The organism is Inquilinus sp., assembly GCF_039594555.1.
In the GTDB taxonomy this organism is placed as follows: Bacteria; Pseudomonadota; Alphaproteobacteria; order DSM-16000; family Inquilinaceae; genus Inquilinus.
This window is the reverse complement of record NZ_JBCNNF010000160.1, coordinates 1-14,597: the sequence shown is the minus strand read 5'-3', so window position 1 is coordinate 14,597 and position 14,597 is coordinate 1. Positions and strand designations below refer to the sequence as shown.

Genomic DNA, 14,597 nt, shown 5'->3' with positions numbered 1-14,597 from the left:
GCTGTGCGCCCAGTCGCTGTCGTCGCGGCAGCCGCATCGCGGCCCGGTGCGCGACTACAGCGACCGCAGCGGCTTTCCGGACGCGCCGGAGCGGATGCGCGGCAAGGCGCGGACCACGATGTCGGTCCAGGAGGCGATGAACCATGGCTGAACCGGCTGACACACTGGCGCTGGTGACCGGTGCCTCCAGCGGCATCGGCCTTGAGCTGGCGCGCTGCTTCGCCCGCGACGGTCACCGCCTGATCCTGGTCGCGGAGGAGGAAGCACCGCTGCTCGAGGCGGCGGAGGTGCTGCGGCAGGCTGGTTCGCCGTCGGTCGAGACCGTGGCGGTCGATCTCGCCCGCCCCGACGGGCCGGACCAGGTCCGGGCCGCGGCGGAGGCCATCGGCGTGCTGCCGGACTTCCTGGTGAACAACGCCGGGGTGGGCGTCTTCGGCGATTTCGCGCGGGAGACGCGGTGGGAGGACGAGCTGCGGCTGGTTCAGCTCAACGTGATCGGCATGCTGCGGCTGACCAAGCTGTTCGCCGGCGACATGGTGGCGCGCGGATCGGGACGGATCCTGATCACCTCCTCGGTCGCCGCCATCGCGCCGTCGCCGCTGCAATCCGTCTACTCGGCCAGCAAGGCCTTCGACTACGCCTTCGCCGAAGGCATCGCCAATGAGCTGGCCGACACCGGTGTCACCGTCACGGCGCTGCTGCCGGACGCGACCGAGACCGAGTTCTTCGCCCGCGCGGGGATGGAGGACACCAAGCTCGGCCAGAAGTCGAAGGCGGACCCGGCCGATATCGCCCGCGCTGGCTACGACGCGATGATGAAGGGCAGGGACCACGTCATCGCCCCCTTCACCGCGAAGCTGAAGACCGGGCTGACCGCGGTGATGCCCCAGAGCGTGGTGACTGGGATGGCCCGGGCCGACTGACGCAGGAATCGTACTTGGAACCGGGGCCTTCGCGGTCTCGTTGGCCTGCCGTCGGAGGCCTGGACCGAGGCATCGAATTGCGCCACCGCATCCTCGTCGCAATCACGGTCGTCGCCGCCCTGGCCGGGGCGGCGCAGGCCCAGGATCTGCCGCAGCCACCGGCCGCGGCGGCGCCGCCCGAGGATGGGCAGTGGGCGATGCCGGCGAAGAACTACGCCAGCACCCGCTACAGCGGCCTCGACGAGATCAACACCGGCAACGTCGCCCGGCTGCAGGTCGCCTTCACCTTCTCGCTCGGCGTCGATCGCGGGCAGGAGGCGCCGCCGCTGGTGGTGGGCGACACGATGTTCATCGCCACGCCCTATCCGAACGTCCTCTACGCGCTCGACCTGTCCAAGCCGGGCGCTCCCCTGAAATGGAAGTTCGAGCCCAAGCCTGAGGCCGCGGCCCAGGGCGTGGCCTGCTGCGACGTGGTCACCCGCGGCCCGGCCTATGCCGATGGCCGCCTCTTCCTGAACACGCTGGACGGCAACACCGTCGCGGTCGACGCCGCGACCGGGCAGGAGATCTGGCGGACCAAGCTCGGCGACATCAATATCGGCGAGACCATCACCATGGCGCCGCTGGTGGCCAAGGGGAAGGTGCTGGTCGGCAATTCCGGCGGCGAATACGGGGTGCGCGGCTGGATCGCGGCGCTCGACGCCGCCACCGGCAAGCTGGCCTGGAAGGCCTACAACACCGGGCCGGATGCCGACGTCCTGATCGGCCCCGACTTCAAGCCGTTCTACGAGGCCGACCGCGGCAAGGACCTCGGCGTCACCACCTGGCCGCCGGGCGCCTGGCAGCAGGGCGGCGGCAATGTCTGGGGCTGGATCTCCTACGACCCCGACCTGAACCTGATCTATCACGGCACCGGCAACCCCGGGCCGTGGAACCCCGATCTCCGCCCTGGCGACAACAAATGGACCGCCGGCATCTTCGCTCGCGACATCGACACCGGCGCCGCCCGCTGGGCCTATCAGTGGAGCCCGCACGACCTCTACGACCATGACGGCATCAACGAGAACATCCTGCTCGACATGGCCTGGCAGGGCCAGCCGCGGAAGGTCCTGGTCCGTCCCGAGCGCAACGGCTACGTCTATGTGCTGGACCGCACCACCGGCGAGGTGCTGTCGGCCAAGCCCTTCGCCCCGGTCACCAGCAGCAGCGGCGTCGACCTGAAGACCGGGCGGCTGGCCATGGTGGCGGACAAGGCGCCGCAGACCGGCCGCGTGATCCGCGACATCTGCCCGGCCGCGCCGGGCGCCAAGGACTGGAACCCGTCGGCCTATTCGCCGCGGACCGGGCTGCTCTACATCCCGCACAACAACCTGTGCGAGGACCTGCTGGGGATGGAGGCGAACTACATCGCCGGCACCCCCTATGTCGGCGCCGAGGTGCGGATGAAGCCGGGCCCCGGCGGCCATCGCGGCGAGTTCACGGCCTGGGACATCGCCAAGGCCCAGCCGGCCTGGACGGTGAAGGAGAATTTCCCGGTCTGGAGCGGGGCGCTGGCCACCGCCGGCGACGTGGTGTTCTACGGCAGCTTCGAAGGCTGGTTCAAGGCGCTGGACGCCCGCAGCGGCCAGCTGCTGTGGCAGTTCAAGACCGGCTCCGGGATCATCGGCCAGCCCACCACCTATCGCGGCCCGGACGGGCACCAGTATGTCGCCATCCTGTCCGGCGCCGGCGGCTGGGCGGGCGCGATCGTGGCCGGCGACCTCGATCCACGCGACCAGACCGCGGCGCTCGGCTTCGTCGGCGCCATGGGCGATCTCAAGGACGCCACCACCCGGGGAGGCATGCTGTATGTCTTCCGTCTTCCCTAGGCTGCTGCTGGCCACGGCGCTGGCGCTGGCCGCCGGCGGTGCCGGGGCGCGCGAGCTGCGGGTCTGCGCCGACCCCAACAACCTGCCCTTCTCGAACGACAAGGGCGAGGGGTTCGAGAACCGCATCGCCGCGCTGGTGGCGCAGGATCTCGGCGCCACGGTGACCACCACCTGGTGGGCGCAGCGCCGCGGCTTCATCCGCAACACGCTCAAGGCCGGGCTGTGCGACCTGGTGCCCGGCACCATGGCGGGGCTGGAGATGCTGCGCTCGACCCGGCCCTATTACCGCTCCGGCTACGTCTTCGTCAGCCGGGCCGACGGCCCGCAGATCCGGTCCTTCGACGATCCGGCGCTGCGGTCGCTGCGGATCGGCGTGCCGCTGGTCGGCGATGACGGCGTCAACCCGCCGCCGGCCGAGGCGCTGGCCCGGCGCGGCCTGGCCGACCACGTCGTCGGCTACACGCTCTACGGCGACTACGCCCAGCCGAACCCGGCCGGCCGCATCGTCGCGGCGGTGGCGAAAGGCGAGATCGACGTCGCCGTGGTCTGGGGGCCCTTCGCCGGCTATTTCGCGCCGCGCCAGCCGGTGGCGCTGACCGTCACCCCGGTGCAGCCGCAGACGGAAGGGCCGATGCCGATGGTGTTCGACATCGCCATGGGCGTGCGCCGCGACGACAAGGAATTGGCCGACGCAGTGAACGCGGCGCTGGGCCGGCATCGTGGCGAGATCGACGCGATCCTGGCGGAGTACGGCGTGCCTCGGCTCGACCGCTCCGAACATGCGGGGCCCTGACATGCGCGCGCCGCTCTTCCTCCTGCTCGCCGCCGCCCTGCTGGCCACCGGCTGCCGCCGCGAGGAGCGGGGTTATGACACGCCCCGCGCGGAGTCCTCGGCCGAGGCCATTGTCGCTTTGGCTCCGATCTCGCCCGGCGCCAATGCCCCGCAGACGGCCGCCAATCCCAAGGGGCAGGACTATGAGCAGAACGCCTATGCCATGAGCCAGGGCAAGCGGCTGTTCCAATGGTTCAACTGCAGCGGCTGCCACGGCAATGGCGGCGGTGGCTCCGGGCCTGCCTTGATCGACGACAAATGGATTTACGGCAGCAGCATCGACAACATCGCCGCCACCATCCGCGAAGGCCGGCCGAACGGCATGCCGTCCTTCCGCGGCCGCATCCCGGATGACGAGATCTGGCAGATCGCCGCCTATGTCCGCTCGATGGGCCGCTTCGTGCCGAAAGACGCGGCGCCGTCGCGCAACGACGGCATGCAGTCGCGCCCCGCCGAGAATCGGCTGCCGCCGGCGGAGCCGCATGCCGTCGAGGTGCCGCAGTGATGCTGCCGGGCCGCCGGCTGGCCGCCCTGACCGGCGCCGCGCTGCTGGCCGGCTGCAGCCGGTGGCCGGGCGCGTTGTCGCCGATGGGCGAGGGCAGCGGCCGCATCGCCCGGCTGTTCTGGCTGTTCACCATCGTCTGCGCCGCCGTGTGGCTGCTGGTCGTGCTGGCGCTGTGGCTGGGCATCGCCCGCCGCCGCGCCGACCGGCCCCACCCGCTGGTTGAGGAGCCGCGGCGCGACCGCGTCGCCTATCGCGTGGTCGGCGCCTGCGTCGCCACGACCGGCGTGATCCTGCTGGTGCTGACCGGCTTCAGCTGGTGGACCGGTAAGAGCCTCGCCGCCCTCGGCGAGCGGCCGGCGCTCACGCTGAAGGTCACCGGCAGCCAGTGGTGGTGGCAGGTCCAATACGAGGACGATCAGCCCAGCCGGGTGCTGACCACGGCGAACGAGATCCACATCCCGGTCGGCGAGCCGGTGCAGATCAAGCTGGAGGCGACCGACGTCATCCACTCCTTCTGGGTGCCTCAGCTGTCGGGCAAGGAGGACCTGATCCCCGGCCGGCAGAACGTGCTGACCCTCAAGGCCGACAGGCCCGGCCGCTATCGTGGGCAATGCGCTGAGTTCTGCGGGCTGCAGCACGCCAAGATGGGGTTGCTGATCATCGCCGAACCGCGCGCGGAGTTCGATGCGTGGCGCGATGCCCAGCTCGCCTCCGCCGCCGAGCCGCAGAGCGATGAGGCGCGGCGGGGGCGCGACGTCTTCGCCGCCAAGCCCTGCCTGATGTGCCACCAGATCCGCGGCACCACAGCCGGCGCCCGCTCGGGGCCGGAGCTGACCCATTTCGCCAGCCGCGAGACCATCGCGGCCGGTACCCTGCCGATGACGCGCGGCGCCATCGCCGCCTGGATCGCCGACCCGCAGGCGGTCAAGCCGGGCAGCAACATGCCGCGGGTCCGCCTGGACGCCGACGAGCTGAACGCCCTGGTCGCCTATCTCGAGGGGCTGAAATGAGCGCGGACGTGCTGCCGCCCGACACCGCGCCGCGCGGCCTGCGCGACACCGATCTCGATGAAGTCACGCTCGACCGCTTCCTTTCCCGCACCTGGGGGACGGGGCGGGGGCTGTGGGCACGGCTGTCCACCGTCGACCACAAGATCGTCGGCCGCCGCTACATCGTCACCGCCTTCTTCTTCCTGATCCTCGGCGGCCTGGCCGCGGTGGTGATGCGGCTGCAGCTGGCGCGGCCCGAGGCCGGGGTGGTCGGGCCGGACGTCTACAACCAGCTCTTCACCATGCACGGCACGACGATGATGTTCCTCTTCGCCGTGCCGGTGATGGAGGCCTTCGCCATCTACCTGGTGCCGCTGATGGTCGGCACCCGCAACATCGCCTTCCCGCGGCTGAACGCCTTCAGCTACTGGGTCTATCTGTCCGGCGGGCTGATGATCTGGGTCGCCTTCGCGCTGAATGCCGGGGCCGATGCCGGCTGGTTCAGCTATGTGCCGCTGGCCGGGCCGGAATACGGCATCGGCAAGCGCAGCGATTTCTGGGCCCAGATGGTGACCTTCACCGAGGTCTCGGCCCTGGCCGTGGCGGTGGAGATCATCGTCACGGTGTTCAAGCAGCGCGCGCCCGGGATGTCGCTGGACCGCATCCCGCTCTTCGTCTGGGGCGCGCTGGTCACGGCCTTCATGATCCTGTTCGCCATGCCGGCGGTGATGGTGTCCAGCACCATGCTGATCCTCGACCGCCTGGTCGGCACCCATTTCTTCAACCCGGCCGAAGGTGGCGACGCCCTGCTGTGGCAGCACCTGTTCTGGTTCTTCGGCCATCCGGAGGTCTACATCATCTTCCTGCCGGCGACCGGAATGGTCTCCGCCATCATCCCCACCTTCGCCCGGCGCCCGATGTTTGGCCATCTCGGCCTGGTGCTGGCGCTGATCGCCATCGGTTTCCTGTCCTTCGGCCTGTGGGTGCACCACATGTTCGCGACCGGGCTGCCGCAGCTCGGCGCCGCCTTCTTCACCGCCTCCAGCATGCTGATCGCCATTCCCAGCGGGCTGCAGATCTTCTGCTGGATCGCGACGCTGTGGGGCGGCCGGCCGGTGATGAAGACGCCGATGCTGTTCGTGCTCGGCTTCATCGTGGTCTTCGTCATCGGCGGGCTGACTGGCGTCATGGTCGCCTCGGTGCCGATCGACCTGCAGGTGCACGACACCTATTTCGTGGTGGCGCATTTCCACTACGTGCTGATCGGCGGCGCCGTGTTCCCGCTGGTCGGCGCCGTCTACTACTGGTTTCCCAAGTTCACCGGCCGGATGCTCAGCGAGCGGCTGGGGCGCTGGAACTTCTGGCTGGCCTTCATCGGCTTCAACGCCGCCTTCTTCCCGATGCATCTGCTCGGCCTCTCCGGCATGCCGCGCCGGGTCTACACCTATCCGGAGGCGTCGGGCTGGGGCGGCACCAACCTGTTCGTCAGCGCCGGGGCCGTGGTGCTGGCTCTCAGCTTCGCCCTGCTGCTGGTCAATGTGATCCGCAGCCTGCGCCGCGGCGAGATCGCCGGGCCGAACCCCTGGGATGCGCCGACGCTGGAATGGGCGACGGCATCGCCGCCGGCACCCTACAACTTCGCCCGCATCCCGGTGGTGACGCACCGCGAACCGCTGTGGGCCGAGCGCGGCGACCTGCCGGTGGCGACCGGCCTGCGCGTCGATGCGCGCGAGCTGATCGCCGGCACCTTGGCCGAGGCCGAGCCGGAGCTGCGCGAGGCGTCGCCGGAGCCGTCGATCTGGCCGCTCTTCGCGGCGCTGGCGGTCGGCGCCGCCTTCGTCGCCTCGATCTTCACGCCCTGGGCGGTGATCTGGGGCGGCATCCCCGTCGCCATCGCGCTGATCGGCTGGTTCTGGCCGAAGGGCTCGCCGGAGGACGAGGAATGAGGCACCGCCCCGTCGCCGACGTCTCGGACCTGCCCACCTACGGCTTTGGACCGCAGAGCCCGATCTGGTGGGGCACGCTCGGCTTCGTCGCGCTGGAAGGCACGGGCTTCGCACTGGCGATCGGCGCCTATCTGTATCTTTCGCATTTGGCGCCGACCTGGCCGATCGCGCCGCCGCAGCACGACATTTCGGCGGCCACGATCCTGACGCTGCTGCTGCTGGTCAGCGTCATTCCCAACCATCTGGCCGCCCGCTGGGCCAAGCAGCAGGACCTCCGGAAGGTGCGGCTCGGCCTGGTGATCATGAGCCTGTTCGGCATCGCGCCGCTGGTCGTCCGCATCTTCGAATTCCAGGCCCTGACGGTGCTGTGGGACACCAACGCCTATGGCTCGATCGTCTGGTTCCTGCTCGGCCTGCACACGACGCATCTGCTGACCGACGCCGGCGACACCGTCGTCCTGACCGTGCTGATGTTCACCCGCCACGCGAAAAGCGGGAAGCGCTTCAGCGACGTCAGCGACAACGCCTTCTACTGGTATTTCGTGGTCGCCTCCTGGCTGCCGATCTACCTCCTGCTCTATTGGGTGCAGTGATGGGCGCGTTGACCCGAACCCGGCGGCACGGGCTCTCCTGGGCCGGCCTGCTGTCCGGCCCCGGCGCCTGGGCACTGTCGACCCAGCTGAACACTGCGCTGGTGCCGTGGGACTGCCCGCGCCAGCTCGGCATCGTGCCCTGGGCGGCGCTCGCGCTGGTGCTGCTCGCCCTCGCCGGCGGGGCGCTGTCCTGGCGCGCCTTTCGCCGTCCGGACGTCACGGCACGCGCCGTCAGGACCGAGCGCTTCATCGCCTTGATCGGCGTCGGCGCGGCGCTGCTGTTCGCCCTGATCGTGGCGGTGCAGGGCTCGGCCGGGCTGGTGTTTACCGGGTGCGAGCGATGAGGCGCCTCCTCGCCCTTCCGATCGTGCTGATGCCGGCGGCGGCGCTGGCCCATGCCGGGCACGACCACGGCTCGGGCGCGGCCTGGACCTGGGGTCCGTGGATCACCGGGCCGCTGCTGCTGACCGCGCTGCTCTATGCCAGCGGCGTGGCGCGGCTGTGGCCCCGGCCCGGGCAGGCGGCACTGTTCGCGGCCGGCTGGCTGGCGCTGGCCGCGGCGCTGGTCACGCCGCTGCACGCGCTCGGCGAGCGGCTATTCACGGCGCATATGGTCGAGCACGAGGTGCTGATGGTGGTCGCGGCACCGCTTCTCGCTTTGTCGCGGCCGGTCGGCGCCATGCTGTGGGGGCTGCCGCAGGGCTGGCGCCGGGCGCTCGGCGCGGCGGCCGGAACCTCCGCCTGGCGCCGTATTTGGCGCGCGATCACCGACCCGCTGGCGGCGACGGTGCTGCACGGCATCGCCATCTGGGCATGGCACGTGCCGGCGCTGTTCGCGGCGGCGCTGGACGACGAGGGGATGCATGCGCTGCAGCACGCCAGCTTCCTGGTCACCGCGCTGCTGTTCTGGTGGTCGCTGCTGTGCCGGCGCGGCAGCCGGGGCGTCGCGGTCGGCCATCTCTTCGCCACGGCGATGCACACCGGCCTGCTCGGCGCGCTGCTGGTGTTCTCCACCCGGCTGTGGTTCCCCGACCAGGCGGGGGAGGCGGCGCGCTGGGGGCTGACGGCGCTGGAGGACCAGCAACTGGCCGGGCTGGTGATGTGGATCCCGGCCTGCCTCGCCTATCCGGTCGCCGGCTTGGTCCTGGCCGGGCAATGGATCGCAGACGCGGGCCGCAGGGCAGGGGAGGCACGCCATGCCGTCGGGACGCGGTAGGGGCTTTCCGGCGCTGCTGGCGACCGCCGCGATCGCGGTGCTTGCGGCCTGTACGCGGTCGCCGCGGCCGCCGGCTGAGCGCCGGCCGGTGCCGGAGCCTCGGCCGCGCGGCCGGGTCCTGGGCTGGGTCGTGGCCGCCATCGTCGTGGTCCTGCTGCTCGGCGGCGGGGCTGTGGCCTATGGCGTCCGGCAGCAGCGGGCGGCGGATCGCTGGGCGACGGCGCTGACCGGCGGCGACCCGGATCGCGCACCGGCGCTGATGCTCCGCAACGGCTGCGCCGGCTGTCACACCATCCCCGGAATCGGCGCGGCACGCGGCTCGGTGGGGCCGCGGCTGTCCGGCCTGGCGGACCGGGCCTTCATCGGCGGGACGCTGCCGAACACGCCGGAAAACCTGATCCGCTGGATCCGCGATTCCCGGGGCGTCAACCCGCGCACGGCGATGCCCAGCACCGGGATCACGGAACCCGAGGCCCGCGATATCGCGGCCTTCCTCTATGCCTCGCCATAGGGAGAGGCCGAGCGGAACGCTTCGCACCCGGATCCTGTTGGCCTCATTGGTCCAACTCGGAGGAGATAACCATGGCGACCAAGGAAAAGACCCTCGACGATCTGTTCCTCGAGACGCTGAAGGACATCTACCACGCGGAGAAGCAGATCCTCCGCGGGCTGACCAAGATGGCGAAAGCGACCAAAACGCCGGAGCTGGCCCAGGCGTTCGAGACCCATCGCGACGAGACCGACGGCCAGGTCCAGCGGCTGGAGCAGGTGTTCGAGATCCTCGGCAAGCGGCCGCAGGCCAAGCCCTGCGAGGCGATCCAGGGGCTGATCGCCGAAGCCGCCGAGGTCATGGACGAGTTCAAGGGCACCAATGCCCTCGACGCCGGCCTGCTGTCTGCGGCACAGGCGGTCGAGCATTATGAGATCTCCCGCTACGGCACGCTCAAGGCCTGGGCGGGGCAGCTGGGAATGAAGGATGCGGTCGACCTGTTCGACCAGACCCTGAAGGAGGAGAAGAAGACCGACCAGCTGCTGAATCAGCTGGCGGAGCGCAGCCTGAACAAGAAGGCGGCGTGACCGTTTGCGGGCGGCTGCCGCAGGTCAAGGCAGCCGCCCGCCTTCCTGGGCATTCGAGGAGAGGCGATGATGCGACGTCGACAGGCAACCATCGAGGCAGTGGTGATCGACGCCTATCGCCAGAGCCGCGGAGCCGGGCTGGACGAGTGGACCGCCTGCGAGGCGGCCCTGGCCGAGTTCAGGATGCGGCATCCCGAAGCCTCGATCGAATATGCGAACATCTTCATCTCGCAGGCGCTGGCCAAGCTTGGCCCTGCGACGCCGGAATGGCCGCCGCTGCGGCGTTCGGCTGTATCGGCGGCACAAGCTGATACGATCGCGTAGAGAGCTCAATTCGGTATGGAAATACGTCGCCGTTGACACGGCAGCGCCGTAGTGCTCACTGTTCCCAGCTTTGTATAGGAAAAAAGACCCTCTCCTGTCACATGCGATTCACACGCTGGTCCTAGGCTCACCGTGATCCTTGGTCTTCGGACTGAAGCCTCACGGAAGCAGGAGAAGCGTGTCACATGGCGAAGATCGACGCCGCGACCACCCATCCGGGCCCAAGCCAGGTCAAGTCGGAAACGAATCCCGAAACCGTCAATGCCTGGGAAGAGGCCGCCAAAGCCGCCAAGGCCGCGGGAATACAGTGGGAGCGGCCGAAGGGTGACAGTCGCTCGGCGCAGGACATCATCAAGGACACGCCCCTGCTGCGCGACCTGGGGAACCAGAGCGGCGTCCGGGACATGCTGGAGAAGCGGGTCGGCGGCGACATCGAGACGGATGCCGATGCCGCGTACCGGGCGGTGCAGGTGCTCGAGCATGTCGAGAAGTTCGACGAGGACGGCAACCGGGTCGCCGGCAACGACGTCGACAATGGCCGTGTCGACGGCTTCACCAAGGGTGGCGACGCCCGGCACGGTACGGAGGCTGGCCGGCTGCAGGATTTCGGCAAATACGGCTTCACCAACCTGAAGGGCCGGCTGGAGACGCCGGACTCGGCCGGCGACAACAGCGAAGCCCGCGAGCAGGCCGAGAAGGCCGGCATCAAATGGGAGTTGCCGGAGGGCGACAAGCGCTCGGCGCAGCAGATCATCGACGGCAACCCGCTGCTCAAGAACCTGGGGAACCAGAGCGGCGTCAAGGACATGCTGAAGGAGAAGGTCGGCGATTTCGACAAGGACGCCAACGCCGCCTACCGGGCGATCCAGGTCCTTGACCGCGTCACCATGCTTGACGAGAAGGGCAACACCCTGTCGGGCGGCGACGTCGCCAACACCAGCATCGACGGCTTCACCAAGGACGGCGAGGCGCGGCACGGCACCGAGGCCGGCCGGCTTCAGGATTTCGGCAAATACGGCTTCTCGGCCCTTCCCGGGGTGAAGAAGGCGGATGAGATCGGCAGCTACAAGGACTTCCTGAAGGCCAATGCGGATGCCGATGACGCGTCGAAGATGCTGGCGAAATACACCGCCATCCTCGATGAGAATTACGACGCGATCAGGGGCAAGACCGGCTCGGGCGACACCCTGACGGCCGATGCCCTGCGGAAATACAAGGACGAGAACCCGCAGATCAGCGACGAGTTCAGGGAGGCGCTCGATTTCTGGTCGCAGCCGGGCGCGTTCGACCGGCTGGAGACGGCGCAGGACCTGCTGAAATTCAAGCCGGACGGCAAGCTCGGCAAGGGCGATGTGCAGACCTGGCTGACCAGGGAGGCGCCGAAGGATGCCGCCTCGGCCATGACCTTCCTGTCCGGCGTGGCTGACAGGAATGTCGTCTCGGGTGTCGACACCGGCAAGCTGGACAAGGACCTGTTCGAGCATCCCGAGAAGCACTCAACGGAAGAGAAGGCCGCCGCCCTCCAGGAGCTGCTGACCGCGCAGCAGCTGATCACCCAGGGGGCCGAGGCCGGCATGTGGAAGGACGACTATTCGAAGGTCAGCATCGCCAACCGCGTCCGTGGCCATCCGGACCCGCAGAAGCTGCTCGCGGACGTCAACGACCATATCGAGACCCTCGAGAGCGACCCGGCCGTCGTCAAGTATCTGAGCGAGAACAGCGCCAAGCAGATCACCAGGCTGCTGGACGACAACAAGGGCCTGAAGGACGCCCTGCAGAAGACCTATGACCACGACATCAAGTCCGGCGCGGCCCTGAACCAGATGTGGGACGCGAAGACCAAGGACGGCAAGACGGACCAGCAGGCCGTCCTGGCCCAGTTCTTCGGGACTGCGCAGGCGTTCCAGGGCGCCCTGGGCCTCAAGGACGCGGCGGACATCCAGAACGCGGTCAAGAATTCCAAGCACGCCGGCGAGTTCCAGGATTTCTACGAGAAGTCGCTGGTGTCCGGCGACCGCCTGACCGAGCTGCTCAAGACCAATTCCTTCGAGAAGGCGACCAGCGCGTACAGCATGGAGGTCGCGCTGTACAACGCTGCTCTCGATCCCGCATTCACCGGCAAGTTCGACAAGCAGCTGAGCGAGAACTTCACCCGGATCGCGCAGGACAACGCCTTCAAGGACGTATCCTTCGCCGACATGAAGACGGCGTTCGGCATCGATGGCGGCGACCAACTGGATGAGGAGAAGGTCAAGGCCGCCATCGAGCAGGTCGGCAAGGACAATCCGGAGCTGTTCATCAACCAGGACGGGACGGTGGCCAAGCCGGACCAGATCCTGGCCGGCTTCCGCGGCGACTGGGACCTGCTGCGCCAGGGCGCGAAGACGGTCAACGAGCTCAAGCTGTTCAGCCCGGATTCGTCGATCAAAGGTGCTTCCGACAAGGGCGTGCTGCACGGCGTCAGCGGCCTGTTCCTGGCCGGCGCCACGATCGCCAAGGGCGCCACCGGCTCCGGCAAGCTGACCGACCGGCAGATCGCGGATATCACCACCGGGTCGATCCAGACCGCCACGATCATGACGGAGGGCGGCGTCAAGGGCTACCGCGACTATCTGAAGGATGTGAAGGGCAAGCTGCAGGGCGACCTGCTCGACCATGTCGGCTCGCTGCTCGACGACGTCTCGCCGGAAAGCCAGGCCCTGCAGGACAAGGACAAGCTCACCGACAAGCTGTCCTCCAACCTCGGCAAGCTGGAGCAGGCGGCCAAGGGGCTGGGCGGCATCGTCGGCATCGCCGCCGGCGCCTACGGCATCTTCGACGGCGTCCAGGCGATCCGGAAGGGCGACACGGTGACCGGCGGCATCAGCATCGCCGCGGGCTCCGTCGGGGCGATGGCGGGGCTGGCCTCCGCCGTGGAAGGCGGGCTGGCGCTGTTCGCCCCCAGCGTGGCCCGACTAATTCCGGCGCTGGCCGGCGGCGTCCTCGGCATCGCCGCGGCGGGCATCGGTGCGCTGGCGATGCTCCTCCCGGGCCTGATCGAGGAGGGCAAGCAGCAGAAGCGGGCCGACGATTTCGGGGACCTGCTCGGCAGCTATCTGACGAAGTACGGGATCGACGGGGTGAAGAACGGCGACATCTGGGATATCCCGGATGACGAGTGGCCGGACAGCGGCTCGCCCTGATCCGGCGCGCCGTTATCGGCAGCAGAAGAGGGGGCGAGATGCCCCCTCTCAGCGCTCCCAGACGTTCCGTTCCGCCCGCGGGCAGGAATGGTCCAAATCAGCCGCCGGCGGTCATTGATCCAGCAGGGCCTGGACGGCCTGATGCAGGGCCGGCAGCGCCAGCGGCTTGCGCAGCACCGCCTCGGCCGGCATGCCCTCGATCTGATCGTCGGAATAGGCGGTCATGAAGCAGAACGGGATCCGCCGGCGCCACAGGATCTCGACCACCGGGTAGACCCGCATCCCGCGCCGTAGCCGCACATCCAACAGGGCGCCGTCGAGATGCTGTGTCTCCGCCAGGGCGATCGCCGCCTCCAGGGTTCCGACCGGACCGACCGGGTCGAGCCCCATGGCGTGCACCGCCTCCGTCACGTGGTCGGCCAGCAGCAGCTCATCCTCGACGATCAAGATCCGCTTCGCTGCGCCGTCGCGGGGAATTGGACGGCTCCAGCTGAAGATCGAGGCGGAGGCAGGATCCTGCCGAGGCTGTATGAACGAGGTTCCAGCGTACATCTGCGTGTCCTCGCGCCAATATTGACATTTGTTAGGATAAATACAGTCCTTTGCATTGTAGGGTGCAATCAACGAAATTGGAAGAGCATGTTGCTGGTCCCTATCTATAGGGTATGCTTCCTGTCGGCATTGATTGTGGTCTTCAGTCTCATCGATGTCCAGAGGATGCGGGAGCAGGGATCGAGTGATTCAATCGCTGTGGGCCGTGGTCGCGACGGGATGCAGCAGGCCGTCGATGCAGCGCTTCAGGTCCAGGTCGTCAAAGGGCTTCCGCAGCAGCATCTCGCCGGCGCAGTCGGGGTCGAGCTCGCTCTCGCGATAGGCCGTCGTCAGCACGAAGGGGATGCCGCGGCGGCGCAGGACATGGACCACGGGATAGACGCGCTCGTTGCGCTGCAGATGGACGTCGAGGATGGCGGCCGAGACCGGCTCCTCTTCCGCCAGGCGCAGGGCGCCGGCCAGATCGCCGACCGGGCCCGCGACCTCATGGCCGAGGCGCCGGACCGTCTCCTCGATCATCAGCGCGACGAGGAACTCATCCTCGACGACCAGGATCCGGGCGGGTCAAAAAGTAATACTGAGAGCTTATT

15 protein-coding genes are annotated in these 14,597 nt (G+C 68.7%); 13 read left to right on the top strand and 2 right to left on the bottom strand.

What is annotated here, in order from left to right:
* Positions 1-143 precede the first annotated feature (143 nt).
* The 13 genes from ABDW35_RS18040 to ABDW35_RS17980 all read left to right on the top strand — a co-directional run bounded on the left by ABDW35_RS18040 (position 144) and on the right by ABDW35_RS17980 (position 13,455).
* Entirely contained in the window at positions 144-923 is a 780-nt protein-coding gene (locus ABDW35_RS18040) for an SDR family NAD(P)-dependent oxidoreductase (RefSeq protein ID WP_343715264.1), read from the top strand.
* A gap of 77 nt (positions 924-1,000) precedes the next feature.
* The gene (locus ABDW35_RS18035; protein WP_343715263.1) at positions 1,001-2,791 is read left to right on the top strand and encodes a methanol/ethanol family PQQ-dependent dehydrogenase; all 1,791 of its coding nucleotides are present in this window, start codon (positions 1,001-1,003) and stop codon (positions 2,789-2,791) included.
* Complete coding sequence (locus tag ABDW35_RS18030) at positions 2,772-3,584, top strand: substrate-binding domain-containing protein (RefSeq protein ID WP_343715262.1); 813 nt, start codon at positions 2,772-2,774, stop codon at positions 3,582-3,584. The genes ABDW35_RS18035 and ABDW35_RS18030 overlap by 20 nt, the downstream gene beginning before the upstream one ends.
* A 1-nt stretch (position 3,585) precedes the next feature.
* Complete coding sequence (locus tag ABDW35_RS18025) at positions 3,586-4,128, top strand: c-type cytochrome (RefSeq protein ID WP_343715261.1); 543 nt, start codon at positions 3,586-3,588, stop codon at positions 4,126-4,128.
* Positions 4,128-5,138 (top strand): cytochrome c oxidase subunit II, encoded by a 1,011-nt coding sequence (gene coxB, locus ABDW35_RS18020; RefSeq protein WP_343715260.1) that lies wholly within the window; start codon positions 4,128-4,130, stop codon positions 5,136-5,138. Before ABDW35_RS18025 ends, coxB begins: the two co-directional genes overlap by 1 nt.
* The gene (ctaD, locus tag ABDW35_RS18015; protein ID WP_343715259.1) at positions 5,135-7,063 is read left to right on the top strand and encodes a cytochrome c oxidase subunit I; all 1,929 of its coding nucleotides are present in this window, start codon (positions 5,135-5,137) and stop codon (positions 7,061-7,063) included. Before coxB ends, ctaD begins: the two co-directional genes overlap by 4 nt.
* Positions 7,060-7,656 carry a cytochrome c oxidase subunit 3 gene (locus ABDW35_RS18010; protein WP_343715258.1) on the top strand — a complete coding sequence of 199 codons (597 nt, stop codon included), beginning with the start codon at positions 7,060-7,062 and terminating at the stop codon, positions 7,654-7,656. Before ctaD ends, ABDW35_RS18010 begins: the two co-directional genes overlap by 4 nt.
* An 8-nt stretch (positions 7,657-7,664) precedes the next feature.
* Entirely contained in the window at positions 7,665-8,000 is a 336-nt protein-coding gene (locus ABDW35_RS18005; protein WP_343715257.1) for a hypothetical protein, read from the top strand.
* The gene (locus tag ABDW35_RS18000; RefSeq protein ID WP_343715256.1) at positions 7,997-8,872 is read left to right on the top strand and encodes a cytochrome c oxidase assembly protein; all 876 of its coding nucleotides are present in this window, start codon (positions 7,997-7,999) and stop codon (positions 8,870-8,872) included. Before ABDW35_RS18005 ends, ABDW35_RS18000 begins: the two co-directional genes overlap by 4 nt.
* The gene (locus ABDW35_RS17995; RefSeq protein ID WP_343715255.1) at positions 8,853-9,383 is read left to right on the top strand and encodes a c-type cytochrome; all 531 of its coding nucleotides are present in this window, start codon (positions 8,853-8,855) and stop codon (positions 9,381-9,383) included. Before ABDW35_RS18000 ends, ABDW35_RS17995 begins: the two co-directional genes overlap by 20 nt.
* A gap of 71 nt (positions 9,384-9,454) precedes the next feature.
* Complete coding sequence (locus ABDW35_RS17990) at positions 9,455-9,949, top strand: ferritin-like domain-containing protein (protein ID WP_343715254.1); 495 nt, start codon at positions 9,455-9,457, stop codon at positions 9,947-9,949.
* Positions 9,950-10,051: 102 nt separating this feature from the next.
* Positions 10,052-10,273 (top strand): hypothetical protein, encoded by a 222-nt coding sequence (locus tag ABDW35_RS17985; RefSeq protein WP_343715253.1) that lies wholly within the window; start codon positions 10,052-10,054, stop codon positions 10,271-10,273.
* A gap of 185 nt (positions 10,274-10,458) precedes the next feature.
* Positions 10,459-13,455 (top strand): type III effector HrpK domain-containing protein, encoded by a 2,997-nt coding sequence (locus tag ABDW35_RS17980; protein WP_343715252.1) that lies wholly within the window; start codon positions 10,459-10,461, stop codon positions 13,453-13,455.
* Between the two features lie 111 nt (positions 13,456-13,566).
* On the opposite strand, the gene ABDW35_RS17975 is transcribed toward ABDW35_RS17980, so the two are convergent.
* Positions 13,567-13,902 (bottom strand): response regulator, encoded by a 336-nt coding sequence (locus ABDW35_RS17975; protein ID WP_343715251.1) that lies wholly within the window; start codon positions 13,900-13,902, stop codon positions 13,567-13,569.
* Positions 13,903-14,196: 294 nt separating this feature from the next.
* Positions 14,197-14,526 carry a hypothetical protein gene (locus ABDW35_RS17970; RefSeq protein WP_343715250.1) on the bottom strand — a complete coding sequence of 110 codons (330 nt, stop codon included), beginning with the start codon at positions 14,524-14,526 and terminating at the stop codon, positions 14,197-14,199.
* Between the last annotated feature and the right edge of the window lie 71 nt (positions 14,527-14,597).

Excerpts from the sequence above, each read along its gene's own strand:
- ABDW35_RS18040 (WP_343715264.1), top strand. The coding sequence starts at position 144 with ATGGCTGAACCGGCTGACACACTGGCGCTGGTGACCGGTGCCTCCAGC.
- ABDW35_RS18030 (WP_343715262.1), top strand. The coding sequence starts at position 2,772 with ATGTCTTCCGTCTTCCCTAGGCTGCTGCTGGCCACGGCGCTGGCGCTG.
- ABDW35_RS18025 (WP_343715261.1), top strand. The coding sequence starts at position 3,586 with ATGCGCGCGCCGCTCTTCCTCCTGCTCGCCGCCGCCCTGCTGGCCACC.
- coxB (WP_343715260.1), top strand. The coding sequence starts at position 4,128 with ATGCTGCCGGGCCGCCGGCTGGCCGCCCTGACCGGCGCCGCGCTGCTG.
- ctaD (WP_343715259.1), top strand. The coding sequence starts at position 5,135 with ATGAGCGCGGACGTGCTGCCGCCCGACACCGCGCCGCGCGGCCTGCGC.
- ABDW35_RS18010 (WP_343715258.1), top strand. The coding sequence starts at position 7,060 with ATGAGGCACCGCCCCGTCGCCGACGTCTCGGACCTGCCCACCTACGGC.
- ABDW35_RS18000 (WP_343715256.1), top strand. The coding sequence starts at position 7,997 with ATGAGGCGCCTCCTCGCCCTTCCGATCGTGCTGATGCCGGCGGCGGCG.
- ABDW35_RS17995 (WP_343715255.1), top strand. The coding sequence starts at position 8,853 with ATGCCGTCGGGACGCGGTAGGGGCTTTCCGGCGCTGCTGGCGACCGCC.
- ABDW35_RS17990 (WP_343715254.1), top strand. The coding sequence starts at position 9,455 with ATGGCGACCAAGGAAAAGACCCTCGACGATCTGTTCCTCGAGACGCTG.
- ABDW35_RS17980 (WP_343715252.1), top strand. The coding sequence starts at position 10,459 with ATGGCGAAGATCGACGCCGCGACCACCCATCCGGGCCCAAGCCAGGTC.
- ABDW35_RS17970 (WP_343715250.1), bottom strand. The coding sequence starts at position 14,526 with ATGATCGAGGAGACGGTCCGGCGCCTCGGCCATGAGGTCGCGGGCCCG.